Source organism: Actinomyces marseillensis, from assembly GCF_900155605.1.
In the GTDB taxonomy this organism is placed as follows: Bacteria; Actinomycetota; Actinomycetes; order Actinomycetales; family Actinomycetaceae; genus Pauljensenia; species Pauljensenia marseillensis.
The window spans coordinates 1,008,682-1,022,203 of sequence record NZ_LT707420.1; the positions used below are offsets into that span (position 1 = coordinate 1,008,682).

Annotated in this window: 10 protein-coding genes; 6 read left to right on the forward strand and 4 right to left on the reverse strand. The window is 59.7% G+C overall.

Going from position 1 to position 13,522, the window contains the following annotated elements:
* Nucleotides 1-124 precede the first annotated feature (124 nt).
* Nucleotides 125-1,717: an aspartate:alanine exchanger family transporter gene (locus BQ8011_RS04395; RefSeq protein WP_072455186.1), complete on the reverse strand. Its 1,593-nt coding sequence runs from the start codon at nucleotides 1,715-1,717 to the stop codon at nucleotides 125-127.
* Between the two features lie 474 nt (nucleotides 1,718-2,191).
* On the opposite strand from BQ8011_RS04395, the gene BQ8011_RS04400 reads away from it, so the two are divergent.
* From BQ8011_RS04400 to BQ8011_RS04415, 4 genes are all read left to right on the forward strand, one after another.
* Nucleotides 2,192-3,952: an acetolactate synthase large subunit gene (locus tag BQ8011_RS04400; RefSeq protein ID WP_173656058.1), complete on the forward strand. Its 1,761-nt coding sequence runs from the start codon at nucleotides 2,192-2,194 to the stop codon at nucleotides 3,950-3,952.
* A complete protein-coding gene (ilvN, locus tag BQ8011_RS04405; protein ID WP_034502551.1) occupies nucleotides 3,952-4,458 on the forward strand; it encodes an acetolactate synthase small subunit in 507 nt (168 codons plus the stop codon). Before BQ8011_RS04400 ends, ilvN begins: the two co-directional genes overlap by 1 nt.
* 2 nt (nucleotides 4,459-4,460) lie before the next feature.
* Entirely contained in the window at nucleotides 4,461-5,486 is a 1,026-nt protein-coding gene (gene ilvC, locus BQ8011_RS04410; protein ID WP_072455188.1) for a ketol-acid reductoisomerase, read from the forward strand.
* Nucleotides 5,487-6,067: 581 nt separating this feature from the next.
* A complete protein-coding gene (locus tag BQ8011_RS04415; RefSeq protein ID WP_072455190.1) occupies nucleotides 6,068-8,419 on the forward strand; it encodes an exo-alpha-sialidase in 2,352 nt (783 codons plus the stop codon).
* A gap of 147 nt (nucleotides 8,420-8,566) precedes the next feature.
* On the opposite strand, the gene BQ8011_RS09230 is transcribed toward BQ8011_RS04415, so the two are convergent.
* Nucleotides 8,567-9,631, reverse strand: coding sequence for an InlB B-repeat-containing protein (locus BQ8011_RS09230; protein WP_106406401.1), 1,065 nt, complete (start codon nucleotides 9,629-9,631; stop codon nucleotides 8,567-8,569).
* Between the two features lie 387 nt (nucleotides 9,632-10,018).
* On the opposite strand from BQ8011_RS09230, the gene BQ8011_RS04425 reads away from it, so the two are divergent.
* A complete protein-coding gene (locus BQ8011_RS04425; protein ID WP_077209671.1) occupies nucleotides 10,019-10,498 on the forward strand; it encodes a PspC-like choline-binding domain-containing protein in 480 nt (159 codons plus the stop codon).
* Between the two features lie 147 nt (nucleotides 10,499-10,645).
* Here BQ8011_RS04425 and BQ8011_RS09235 read toward each other — a convergent pair whose 3' ends face one another.
* Nucleotides 10,646-12,271: an InlB B-repeat-containing protein gene (locus BQ8011_RS09235; RefSeq protein ID WP_072455192.1), complete on the reverse strand. Its 1,626-nt coding sequence runs from the start codon at nucleotides 12,269-12,271 to the stop codon at nucleotides 10,646-10,648.
* 222 nt (nucleotides 12,272-12,493) lie between these two features.
* On the reverse strand, nucleotides 12,494-12,895 hold the full coding sequence (locus tag BQ8011_RS04435; RefSeq protein ID WP_072455194.1) for a hypothetical protein: 402 nt from the start codon (nucleotides 12,893-12,895) through the stop codon (nucleotides 12,494-12,496).
* Between the two features lie 88 nt (nucleotides 12,896-12,983).
* Here BQ8011_RS04435 and BQ8011_RS04440 point away from each other — a divergent pair, with 88 nt between their 5' ends.
* The gene (locus tag BQ8011_RS04440; protein WP_072455196.1) at nucleotides 12,984-13,496 is read left to right on the forward strand and encodes a PH domain-containing protein; all 513 of its coding nucleotides are present in this window, start codon (nucleotides 12,984-12,986) and stop codon (nucleotides 13,494-13,496) included.
* Nucleotides 13,497-13,522: the final 26 nt, after the last annotated feature.

Below are 13,522 nucleotides of genomic sequence, written 5' to 3' on the forward strand. Positions count from 1 at the left end.
TATGTGAATTTAAAGATCGTTTCTCGGAAACGATTCAGTGCACTTTCATGCAATATGAAGATGAATGCATATGGGCCCCGCACCTGTTGGTGCGGGGCCCACGAGCTTTGAGCACTCAGAGTGATTACATGCCACCCATGATCTGAGCGACGAGGATCTTGCCGATCATGGCAACGGGGTAGACCAGCGCGTACCCCAAGGAAACGCGCGGATCCATATTCGTACGAGAGTTTGCGAAAGCCAGGACTGCAGGCTGTGTCTGAGCGCCAGCCAGAAGACCCGAGAGCTTCGTTCCCCCCATCTTGAACAACCAGCGCATGATGACGTAGAGGCCAATAGCCATGATCGAGGTCATGATGATGCCCAGCAAGAGGATCTGCAGCCAGGTTCCAGAGGTGAAGGCCTTTTCGATCTGTCCACCTGCGTTAGCACCCGCTTGTGCGAGGAAGACCAGAAGGCCGAACTCTGCCAGAACTTGTCCAGCCGTGAAGGGCATCGCGGTGACGATAGGACCGATGCGGCCCATGCGGCCAAAGATCAGGCCGACGATCAAGGTGCCAGCTGCTGAACCAATGGAGAAGTAGGCTCCAGTCGGGGTGAAGATCGGAATCTCGCCAATCAAAATTCCCAGCGCCATGCCCACGCCCAAGCTGATCGGATTAAGGTCAGACAGGCCTCGTGCGGAGTCGCCGAAGAACTTTGTAATCTCCCGCATCTTCGAGGTCGGTGCAACCACGCGGACGCGGTCACCCTGCTGAAGAACAAGGCCAGGTTCGGCGATCATGTCGACGTCGCCTCGGCGAACGCGGGAAATGGTCGCGGAGAACTTGCTCGCAAGGTCCAGCTCTTCCACAGTGTGGCCGGCGAGCTTCGGGTTCGATATTGTCACGCGACGGAAATCCAAGTAGGCGCGGTCCTCGATGAGAGAGTGTGAGGAGGGGTGCCCCAACTCGGTTGCAACGCGGGCGACCAACTCACGAGGGCCGACGACGGTCACCAAGTCGCCCTTATCCACGGTGTCGGTCATCGACGGGCGCATGATGGGGCCGGTTTCGCCTCGACGCAGGCGCGAGAAGGTGATCTTTGAACCCAGAGTCGTATAAATATCGCCCAAGCAGGGGTGATCGTCACGCTCGACGCGGATCGTGCGGTTCGCCAGGGGAGAGGGGGCATCCTTGTCGCGCTTCCCGTAGGACAGGGCCGCGGCCGAGGCGATGAGCATACCGATAACACCGAAGAGATAAGCAATTGAGTAACCGACGGTCGCCAAGTCCAACTTCCCCGAGGCCTCGCCTGCGGCGGCAAGAGCGGGAGTGTTGGTGACGGCTCCGGCGAAGGTGCCGGCGATGAGAGCGGGGTCCATTCCCCACATACGGCCAATGATTTCACCGGAGGCTGCCGCGATTCCGTAGAGGGCGACCATCGTGAGAATCGGGCCGACCGCGCTCTTCAGGTTATGGAAGAACGAGGCGCCCGAATTCATACCGATAGCGAAGGCGAAGAGCGCAAGGCCAAGTGTGCCCAGCTCTCGGGTGACGCGTAGGTGAATTCCGTAGGTTTCAGCCCATGCGGACAGGATGATTGCAAGGAAAAGGACAGCTGCTGCACCCAGTCCGATTCCCTTGATCTTCACGTGGCCGAAGGCCATTCCGATACCGATCAGGAGGAACAAGAATAGGACAGGCTGATCAGCGAGCTTCGTAAATAAGATCTCCACTGTGATGGCTCCATTGTCTGGTGATCAGGATTTTCTGTATCCGCTTCTCAGTATCGTCTTACTCGGGAGAGGGGCCAAATGGATGAAGCGCAGAATTATGCAGATTGTGTCGAAAGGGACTCAATTGCTGTCTGACAAATTTTCGATTTTGAGGCCAAGGTCCCACATATTCCGGAGTGTGAGATTAAAAAGCCCATGACCGCAAGAGGCTTTACGGTAGAAGCGTGATGAAGCTTCGCATTTCGGGAATTCTCGTCTCGGTCATCGTACCCAGGCGTGCGATTCCTGCCGTGTGAATTGTCGGATGGAACGCACGCCTCAATCCCCGCGCATATGCGCTACGCGTTTGCAAACACCTGAGTTTGCGCCGCGACCGCACCTGTGAAGGGGATTTTTTCATGCATGACACCCCATGATTCCCCAAAGGACTCATGTCCTTTGAAGCGGAAGCGTAGACCGACTGGAAGGCTGATAATGACTGACGAAATACGTCGGGTGATGACCGGCGCGCAAGCCATTGTGACCACTCTTGAAGCATTGGGCGTGACTGACGTTTTCGGCATGCCCGGTGGTGCGATCCTGCCCACCTACGATCCTTTGATGAGCTCCTCGCTCCACCACATCCTCGTGCGCCACGAACAGGGTGCAGGCCATGCGGCGCAAGGATACGCCCTGGCCAGCGGCAAGGTTGGCGTAGCGATCGTAACCTCGGGTCCAGGGGCAACAAACACTCTGACCGCGATTGCGGACGCAAACATCGATTCCGTCCCAATCGTCGTCATCTCAGGCCAGGTTGGCGCCTCCCTGATCGGCACCGATGCTTTCCAGGAAGCCGACGTCGTGGGCGCCTCGATGCCCCTGGCCAAGCACTCCTTCTTGGTGACGGACCCGCGTGAAATCCCCGCTCGCCTCACCGAAGCCTTCCATATCGCCAAAACTGGCCGACCGGGTCCCGTCCTCGTGGATATCACCCGATCCGCACAGGTCGAAGAATTCGAATACATCTGGCCCGTGCCCATGGATCTTCCCGGCTATCAGCCCGCTTTTGAGCCCATTCCGCGCCAGATCGAGCGTGCCGCAGAGGAGATCGCACGCGCGCAGGCTCCCGTGTTCTACGTCGGCGGCGGCCTCGTCCGAGCGCGCGCCGAAAAGGAACTGCGCGAATTGGTCGCACTGTCCGACGCGGCTGTTGTGACGACTCTTCCCGCACGCGGTGCCTTCCCCGATTCGGACCAGCACAACTTGAAGATGCCCGGCATGCACGGCACTGTTCCCGCGGTGGGAGCTCTCCAGCGTGCGGATCTCGTTGTCGCGCTGGGCGCTCGCTTCGATGACCGCGTGACCGGAAAGTTGGATTCTTTCGCACCTCGCGCCCGCATCGTCCACGTCGATATCGACGCCGCCGAGATGTCAAAGAACCGCTACGCCGACGTTGCAGTGGTCGCGGACCTCAAGCCCGCATTGGCTGCACTGAACGCCGCTCTTCCCGAGGCCTACGAACGCCTCGGCAAGCCTGACCTTTCGGGGTGGTGGCGTTACCTGAACCGCCTGCGCGAGACCTACCCGCTTGGATGGGTCGAACCCACTGACGGTTTCATGGCTCCTCAAGAGGTGATCTCGAAGCTGTCCTCGATCGCTGGCACCGAGGCCATCTACGTCACTGGCGTGGGACAGCACCAAATGTGGGCCGCTCAGTTCATCGAATTCGAAGAACCCTCGCACTTCATTTCCTCGTGTGGTCTGGGAACCATGGGCTACTGCATCCCCGCAGCCATGGGCGCGCAAGTGGGTGCGCCGGACAAGGTCGTGTGGGCCGTTGACGGCGATGGCTCCTTCCAGATGACGAACCAGGAACTGGCAACATGCTCGATCAACCGCATCCCGATCAAGGTCGCGCTGATCAACAACTCGGTGCTGGGAATGGTGCGTCAGTGGCAGACACTGTTCTACGGGGAGCGTTACTCGAATACGACGCTGAACCCGACTGAGGGTGAGCAGATCCCCAACTTTGAGATGCTCGCTAAGGCCTATGGCTTGGAGGCGCGCACTGTACGTCGCGCCGAGGACGTTGAGGACGCAATTAAGTGGGCGATGTCGATTAATGATCGCCCGGTCCTCTTGGACTTCAGGGTTTCGAAAGACGCGATGGTGTGGCCGATGGTCGCAGCCGGAGTACCCAATGACGATATTCGTTACGCCCGCGATATCGCGCCCGACTGGGAGGTGGAAGACTGATGATGCATACGCTGGCTGTCCTGGTAGAAAACAAGCCCGGTGTTTTGACTCGAGTGTCCGGCTTGTTTGCACGCCGCTCGTTCAACATTAAGTCCCTCGCAGTGGGGGAGACCGAGCAACCCGGCATCTCACGCATGACGATTATTGTCGAGGCCGATTCTGCTCCCATCGAGCAGGTGAAGCGTCAACTCAATAAGCTCATCAATGTGCTCAAGATTGTTGAGCTCCACCCCGAGGAATCCGTCGAACGTCGTTTGCTCATGATGAAGGTTCGCGCTGACGAATCTCGTCGCACTGGCGTTTTGCAGGTCGTGGACTTGTTCCGCGCGCACGTTGTCGACGTTCAACCTGAGTCGGTCGTCATTGAATCGATCGGTTCACTACCCAAGCTGGAGGCGCTGCTGCGGGCCATGGAACCCTACGGCGTCATCGAACTCGTCCAATCGGGTGCTGTCGCGATCGGTCGCGGTGAGCAATCGATTACGGATCAACTAAAGGAGAAATAAGAATGGCAGAGATCATCTACGACGACGGCGCAGACCTGTCGCTGATCCAGTCCAAGAAGGTGGCCGTTATTGGTTACGGTTCGCAGGGACATGCGCATGCACTGAACCTGAAGGATTCCGGCGTTGACGTGGTCGTTGGCCTGCGTCCCGGTTCCTCCTCGTGGGCCAAGGCTGAGGCAGCCGGCCTCGAGGTGAAGGATGTTCCCGAGGCCGTGGCTGAGGGCGACGTTGTCTCCGTCCTCCTGCCCGACCAGGTGCAGCGTTTCGTTTACGCCGAGCAGATCGCCCCGAACCTGAAGGAAGGCGCGGCCCTCCTCTTCGCGCACGGCTTCAATATTCGCTACGGCTACATCGAGGTCCCCACCGGTCACGATGTCATCATGGTCGCCCCCAAGGGCCCGGGCCACAAGGTCCGCGAGACCTATACCCAGGGCAAGGGTACCCCGGACGTTGTTGCCGTTGAGGTTGACGCTTCCGGTCAGGCTTGGGACCTGGTTCTGTCCTACGCAAAGGCAATTGGTGGCACCCGCGCCGGTGTCATCAAGACGACCTTCACCGAAGAGACTGAAACTGACCTCTTCGGCGAGCAGGCCGTTCTGTGTGGCGGCGTCTCTCACCTGATCCAGGCCGGTTTCGAGACCCTGGTTGCCGCTGGCTACCAGCCCGAGATCGCCTACTTCGAGGTTTGCCACGAGATGAAGCAGATCGTTGACCTGATCAACGAGGGTGGCATCACCAAGCAGCGTTGGTCCTGCTCTGACACCGCTGAGTACGGCGACTACATCTCTGGCCCGCGCGTTATCGGTGAATCCTCCAAGCAGGCTATGCGCGACATCCTGACTGATATTCAGGATGGCACCTTCGCACGCCGCTTCATCGAGGACCAGGACAATGGTGCTCTCGAGTTCAAGGCACTGCGCGCTGAGGAAGAGTCTCACCCGATCGAGGCCACCGGCCAGAAGCTGCGTAAGGCTTTCGGCTGGACCCAGGCTGATGAGGACTACACCGAAGGTAGCGCAGCTCGCTGAGCTGACCTCATGTGTGGTTCGGTCGGCTGCTTAAGCTGAGCTGAGTTCGGGTCAAGACTGGTGTTTTGACCAAACGGCTGTGGGCCGGTGCGTATGCACCGGCCCACAGCGTTTTTTGTTCGCGCGCGGGGCCGCCAGTCTGTCTCCGTCTCGCGCTCGTCCGGCCTCGCCCTTCCTTCCCGAAAAGACACACGAAGTCGGTGAATGTCATGCCTTATAGCCTGTGTCTTTTGCCGACTTCGTGTGGGGGTGGGGGAGAGCCCCTGGATAGCCTGTGTCTTTTGTTGACTTCATGTGGAGGGGGGAGAGGCTGTGGGAGAGTCTGTGGACGAGGCCGTGGATAGGCTGTGCCAATTGAAGCTTTCCTGTGTCAAAGCCGGTTGCAGGCCGATAGTGCCACCTCTAATCGCACACACGTCAACAAAATCGGTGTAAATATGCTGAAAGGCAGCGAATAGTATCCTGATGAAACTGTCTGAAGGTCCCGCGAATTTGTAAGATGACTTACGTGATGACTGAGACTTGACTCACGTGTCGCTTTTCAGTCTCGCATCCATATCATTCATCCAGAAGGACCAAAGATGACCCTCCGTCGATATGGGCGGGCCCTAGCAGCCGTCTCAGGCGCTGCACTCCTGTGTGCGTCGTTCTCTTTGCCGGCACTGGCAACCCCCGAAAGTGACACCCAACCCGGTGACGCCGCCGCGGCCTCGGCAAGCGAAACAACCCCAGCGCCGATCACCGTTACCGCAACGCGCACAGACACCCTCGGGGACAAGGTATACGTGGGGGACGTCCTCACATTCACCTTCACCTACACGAACGAGACTGACAGTGCTCTGACCGTATTCCCGAAGGAATCGAACCTCGCGGGCGTCCTGACCACCGGCGCGCCGAACTGCCGCTGGCACAACCTCGCCGCGCACACCACCAAGCAGTGCAAGTCCGCGACCTACACGATCACCGAGGCCGACCTGGCCGCCGGCTCTTTCACCCCCACCTCGACGTGGGCAGCAACCCGTGATCGCAACGGAAACGACGTCATCGCCGGCGGAATTACCGCCACTGCCGAGGCCGTCACCGTGCTTCCCGGTTCGCGTGCAGCAGAGCCGGACCCGGTGGAAACCCCCAAGGACTACGCGATCGGCGAGGTTGCGCGCCTGGCCTCGCCTGGTCTGAATGGATTCAAGTGCCATCGCATCCCCGCCCTGACCACAGCCACCAACGGCTGGATCATCGCCGCATGGGACGGCCGTCCCGAAACCTGCCAGGATGCGCCCCAGGCGAACTCGATCGTCTACCGCATCTCGAAGGACGGCGGTAAGTCGTGGACCCCGATCCAAACCGCTCTTGCCGGAACCCCCGGCGCGAATAAGGTCGGATTCTCGGATCCTTCTTTCGTTGTTGATCGCACCACCGGGACGATCTTCCTCTTCTCGGTGAAGTCTTTTGACGCGGGCCTCTTCCAGTCGCAGTTGGGTACTGATCCCAACGCGCGAAACATCCTCCACGCACATGTTGTGGAGTCGCACGACAACGGTCAGACGTGGGTGAACCCTCGCACCATCACCGATCAAGTGACGGCTGGTTATGAAGGTCAGTGGTTTACGCGTTTCGCGTCTTCCGGTGAGGGCATTCAGCTTCGCTACGGCGCACACGCTGGTCGCTTAATTCAGCAGTATGCGGTCGCAAATGCGGGTAGCACCTCGCTCATGGCGGTTTCTGTCTACTCCGACGACCACGGCGTAACGTGGAAGCCGGGCGCTCCCAGTGAAGGTAGTGCGGATGAGAACAAGGTCGTTGAGCTCTCTGACGGGCGCCTGCTGCTCAACTCTCGGACGCAGGGCACCGCGGGCCAGCGCCTCGAGGCGATTTCCTACGATGGCGGCCAGACTTGGGGTCCTTTCCGTCACAACTGGGACCTGACGGATCCTCGCAACAATGCCTCGATCATTCGCGCATACCCGAATGCGCCTCAGGGTTCGGCGCGCGCACGCGTCCTGCTCTTCTCGAATGCGGATTCGTCGAGTGCCCGCGCGAATGGAACGATTCGTGTGTCCTACGACGATGGCTTCACTTGGAACGAGGGCAAGGTCTTCGAGAGCGGCGACATGGCCTACTCGACCCTGCACGCGCTGAATGATGGAACCTGGGGCCTGCTGTATGAGACCGGTGGGTACAAGAACATTGATTTCATGCGCGTTGACGCTGCGTACCTGGGTTTGACGGACCCGGGCGAGGACGTCGCGCCTACTCCGCAGCCGACGCCTTCGGTCGATCCGCAGCCCACGCCGGCTCCGACGGTGGATCCGAGCCCGGCGCCCTCCCCTTCGGTGGACCCGACTCCGGCGCCCACGCCTTCAGCCGATCCAACGCCCGCTCCGCAGCCCACCCCTGATCCCGAGCCGACCCCGGCCCCGGATCCCACGCCTTCTGCGACACCCGCGCACTGGGTGAACACCGGTGCCGGCTGGAAGTGGCAGCTCGAGGACGGCAGCTTCGCGGCCTCGCAAAGCGTCATCATTGGCGATGCAACGTACCGCTTCAACGCTGATGGCATCATGGTCACCGGTTGGGAACAGCAGGACGGGAAGTGGAGCCACTACAGCTCGTACGGCGCCCGCACAAACGGCTGGCTCCAAGAGAACGGCAGCTGGTACTACTTTGATCCGAGCACGGGCGTCATGAAGATCTGGTGGGCCCAGATTGATGGCCACTGGTACAACTTTGGCCTTGACGGCCGCATGGTGACCGGATGGAAGAACCTCGATGGGCACTGGTATCGCTTTGGAACTGACGGCCATATGGTGACCGGATGGCAGCGTATCGGCCTGTCCTGGTACTACTTCGGCACCGATGGCCAAATGCGTACCGGCTGGCAGAAGATCGACGGCACTTGGTACTACTTCGCTCGTTCGGGAGCGTGGATCTGACCTGATCGTCTGATTATCCGCTGATTTACGAGGCTGGGGCCGGGTAGCGCAATTATGCTCCCCGGCCCCGGCCATTTGTATTGAAATGTGTTGGCAGCTTTAGGCTTATTCCGCTGAGCGGGCCCTTGGTGCTTTCACCGCAGCGCTTCAGTTTTCGCCGCGGCGACGCGCTGCCATGAGGATCGTGATTCCCATGCTCAAGAAGGCTGCCGAGGCAGCAAGAGCGACGGGTGACCAACCGGTGTGTGCCAGTGCTCGCGGAGCGTTTCCACCCTGGGTGCCTTGCTCAGATGCAGGCTGACCAGGCTGTGCCGGATCATCTGTTCCAGGCTGTGCTGGGTTGCCGCCGGGCTGACCGGGGTCAGAAGGCTGGTTGGGACCGATCGGAGCCGGAGACTGAGGCGTAGAAGGCGTTGCCGGAGTTGCAGGCGTTGCCGGAGCAGTCGGTGCAACCGGGGGAGTAGAGGTTGAAGGCACGGGGGCCGGAGTGGTTGCCGAAGGCACTGGCGCCGGTGTGGTTACTGAAGGCGCCGGGGTCGTGGGGGTGGGGGTAGGAACAACGTTTTGCTCCCACTGTGCAACCAGCACGCGGTTCGGGTTCGCGGTGGTCAGCTCGACCGCGTCACCGGGAGTGAATTCCTCGCCACTTGCTTGGTCTTTCCAGCCCTTGAAGGTGTAGCCGTCGCGAGTGATTGCGTCAGCAGCGGTCTTTGTGACCGAAGGCTGTGTAACGTCACCGGTCTTGCGATCAACCTCGAAGTTGCCCTCAACACTTGGTGGCGTCGTCGAGCCGCCGTTCGCGTCGTAGCGCAGAGAGTACTTCGGCGCCCACACTGCCTTGAAGGTGTTCGTTTCGAGCAGTTGCTCCCAGGTCTTCGTGGTGGCAGCGGTCGTCCATACGGAGACATTTGCCCCCGCCTTGTAGGTATAGGTGTAGGTTGTGCCGAGCAGCGTCGTGCTATTCGTCCAGTTCACGAAGGTGTAGCCATCGCGAACGGGCTCTTCAGCCAGGAGGCTTGTGCGCGTCGTAATTGAAGTACCGGTCGAGGCCACCGCGTCAGTGTAGGTTGCCTGGCCCTTAATGGTGCCGCCGTTTGCGTCATAGACGATGGGAGCGCAATTCTTCGGCGCAACAACCTTTACACGGAAACCCGTGTAGAACAGGTGATTCGTGTTCCCGCCGGTGTTGATGGGGGAGTCTGAGTTTCCCATCAGTGTGTGGTGGAAGTACGCGATGTAGGTCTTACCGACCTCGGCGCGATTCGTTGCCTTGAAAATGTAGGAGAGCTTGCCGCCGTTGTTTGCCTGCGAGATCGGGTCGGTTGAGGTGTTGATGACGCCGATCAGGTCGGGATCAAAGTCGCCGCCAATCCCCGAGGGCGATGCAGCGATGATCGTTGTGTTGACATTGAAGGTGCCACCCAGAGGGCGCGAGGTCGTGTACTTGGAAAACTCGCCAGAAACCGTCAGTGTCGAGCCTTGTGCGATCTCAATTTCACCGAAGCGGTCCGCTTCGTCGGTTGCGGTTGTCGCGGTCGGGTTGTGGTTGATGGTGAGCGAGTTGTCAACGTCGCCGTCGGGGGAGAAGNCGCGCACTGGGTGAACACCGGTGCCGGCTGGAAGTGGCAGCTCGAGGACGGCAGCTTCGCGGCCTCGCAAAGCGTCATCATTGGCGATGCAACGTACCGCTTCAACGCTGATGGCATCATGGTCACCGGTTGGGAACAGCAGGACGGGAAGTGGAGCCACTACAGCTCGTACGGCGCCCGCACAAACGGCTGGCTCCAAGAGAACGGCAGCTGGTACTACTTTGATCCGAGCACGGGCGTCATGAAGATCTGGTGGGCCCAGATTGATGGCCACTGGTACAACTTTGGCCTTGACGGCCGCATGGTGACCGGATGGAAGAACCTCGATGGGCACTGGTATCGCTTTGGAACTGACGGCCATATGGTGACCGGATGGCAGCGTATCGGCCTGTCCTGGTACTACTTCGGCACCGATGGCCAAATGCGTACCGGCTGGCAGAAGATCGACGGCACTTGGTACTACTTCGCTCGTTCGGGAGCGTGGATCTGACCTGATCGTCTGATTATCCGCTGATTTACGAGGCTGGGGCCGGGTAGCGCAATTATGCTCCCCGGCCCCGGCCATTTGTATTGAAATGTGTTGGCAGCTTTAGGCTTATTCCGCTGAGCGGGCCCTTGGTGCTTTCACCGCAGCGCTTCAGTTTTCGCCGCGGCGACGCGCTGCCATGAGGATCGTGATTCCCATGCTCAAGAAGGCTGCCGAGGCAGCAAGAGCGACGGGTGACCAACCGGTGTGTGCCAGTGCTCGCGGAGCGTTTCCACCCTGGGTGCCTTGCTCAGATGCAGGCTGACCAGGCTGTGCCGGATCATCTGTTCCAGGCTGTGCTGGGTTGCCGCCGGGCTGACCGGGGTCAGAAGGCTGGTTGGGACCGATCGGAGCCGGAGACTGAGGCGTAGAAGGCGTTGCCGGAGTTGCAGGCGTTGCCGGAGCAGTCGGTGCAACCGGGGGAGTAGAGGTTGAAGGCACGGGGGCCGGAGTGGTTGCCGAAGGCACTGGCGCCGGTGTGGTTACTGAAGGCGCCGGGGTCGTGGGGGTGGGGGTAGGAACAACGTTTTGCTCCCACTGTGCAACCAGCACGCGGTTCGGGTTCGCGGTGGTCAGCTCGACCGCGTCACCGGGAGTGAATTCCTCGCCACTTGCTTGGTCTTTCCAGCCCTTGAAGGTGTAGCCGTCGCGAGTGATTGCGTCAGCAGCGGTCTTTGTGACCGAAGGCTGTGTAACGTCACCGGTCTTGCGATCAACCTCGAAGTTGCCCTCAACACTTGGTGGCGTCGTCGAGCCGCCGTTCGCGTCGTAGCGCAGAGAGTACTTCGGCGCCCACACTGCCTTGAAGGTGTTCGTTTCGAGCAGTTGCTCCCAGGTCTTCGTGGTGGCAGCGGTCGTCCATACGGAGACATTTGCCCCCGCCTTGTAGGTATAGGTGTAGGTTGTGCCGAGCAGCGTCGTGCTATTCGTCCAGTTCACGAAGGTGTAGCCATCGCGAACGGGCTCTTCAGCCAGGAGGCTTGTGCGCGTCGTAATTGAAGTACCGGTCGAGGCCACCGCGTCAGTGTAGGTTGCCTGGCCCTTAATGGTGCCGCCGTTTGCGTCATAGACGATGGGAGCGCAATTCTTCGGCGCAACAACCTTTACACGGAAACCCGTGTAGAACAGGTGATTCGTGTTCCCGCCGGTGTTGATGGGGGAGTCTGAGTTTCCCATCAGTGTGTGGTGGAAGTACGCGATGTAGGTCTTACCGACCTCGGCGCGATTCGTTGCCTTGAAAATGTAGGAGAGCTTGCCGCCGTTGTTTGCCTGCGAGATCGGGTCGGTTGAGGTGTTGATGACGCCGATCAGGTCGGGATCAAAGTCGCCGCCAATCCCCGAGGGCGATGCAGCGATGATCGTTGTGTTGACATTGAAGGTGCCACCCAGAGGGCGCGAGGTCGTGTACTTGGAAAACTCGCCAGAAACCGTCAGTGTCGAGCCTTGTGCGATCTCAATTTCACCGAAGCGGTCCGCTTCGTCGGTTGCGGTTGTCGCGGTCGGGTTGTGGTTGATGGTGAGCGAGTTGTCAACGTCGCCGTCGGGGGAGAAGACACTCTTGATGACGGTGTTGGGGGATTGACAAACTTCGGGGCGCGTGATTGCCGAGGCCGTGCTTCCATCAGTGGCCGAGGCTGCGTGAGTGGGAGCGAGCAGTGCTGCGCCCGCGAGGGGGACAGTGATGAGCGCTGCGGCCACGCCGAGCGCTGTGCGCTGACGAATAAATGACAGAATCATGCAAACTCCAGAGAAAAATCAGGTTTTCTTGAGGTAGGTTTCCACTGTAACGCAGCGAGCCTGCAGTTCCATACAGTTTTGCGAAAATGTGGTCATTCCAACGAAAATAGCTGAAAGAAGGCTGGGTGCCCAGGGACTCTCCCTTATCCTCCACACGAAGTCACTAAAAGACACAGGCTATAAGGCATGGCATTTGCCGACTTCGTGTGTTTGGGGGTGCCGCTAGGCCTCGTCAGTGGAGGATTGGTCTTCTTCGATCGTCGCAAGCGCAACTTGGGTGGCGCCTGCTCGCGCATTCCAACCGAGGACTGCGACGGTGAGCGCGCCCATCACAAGAAAAATCAGGCTGGTCGAGGTCGAGCCGGAGGAGTGCATGAAGGCCATCGCGATGACCGCAATTCCTTGCGCGGTGCCCAGGACTCCGCCCATGAAGAGGAGGACCCAGACGGCTTGGTGGCCGGCGTTCCATGCGTGCGAGCCAACCGGGATATCGCGCAGATACAGGCCAAGAGGTGGACGAACCGCTTGGTTGCGGACCAGAAGCCCGGTCACGAAGAGGTGGAGGCCGGCAATGACAACGATGAGTGCGGCGCAAACCAGAAGGATAGTGACCAGGGTGTTCATGTGTTTCCTCTCGACTGTTCCAGACTAGCAGGCTCGAAGAGAGAGGAAATTGTCAGAAGGGCGGGGCGCGGTCTGGCAGAATGAGGGTATGGGTTTGTCGAAAAAGCTCCTGAGCAAAGATGAAGTTGTCGTCCGCCATATGCACACGCACATCAAGGTGCTGCTGTGGCGGATTGTGGCGCTTGTGCTGCTGCTTGTTGCCGCAATTGTTGGATCGGTGTTTGTGCCTGTGGACTCGCGGAAGTGGGCGCTGCCGGCGATTTGGATTGTCTTTGTCATTATTGCGGTTCCGCTATTTGTCGTGCCGTGGGCCAAGTGGATGGCCGCGACCTATACGGTGACGACGAAGCGGATCATCACGCGCTCGGGCATTTTCCAGCGCACGGGGCACGACTTGCCTCTCAGTCGTATCTCGGACATTCAGATGGTGAAGGATCTGAATGATCGCCTGTTTGGGTGTGGAACTCTGGCCTTACAGACCTCGGCGGACGACCCGCTGCTGTTGCACGATGTGCCGAATGTGGAGATCGTGCAGGTTGAGATCTCGAACCTGCTGTTCAACGACGTTCAAGGCGCGATCGACGCCGACCCGAATTCGTGAGGGTAGTCCCTGATAGAACGTGTGCC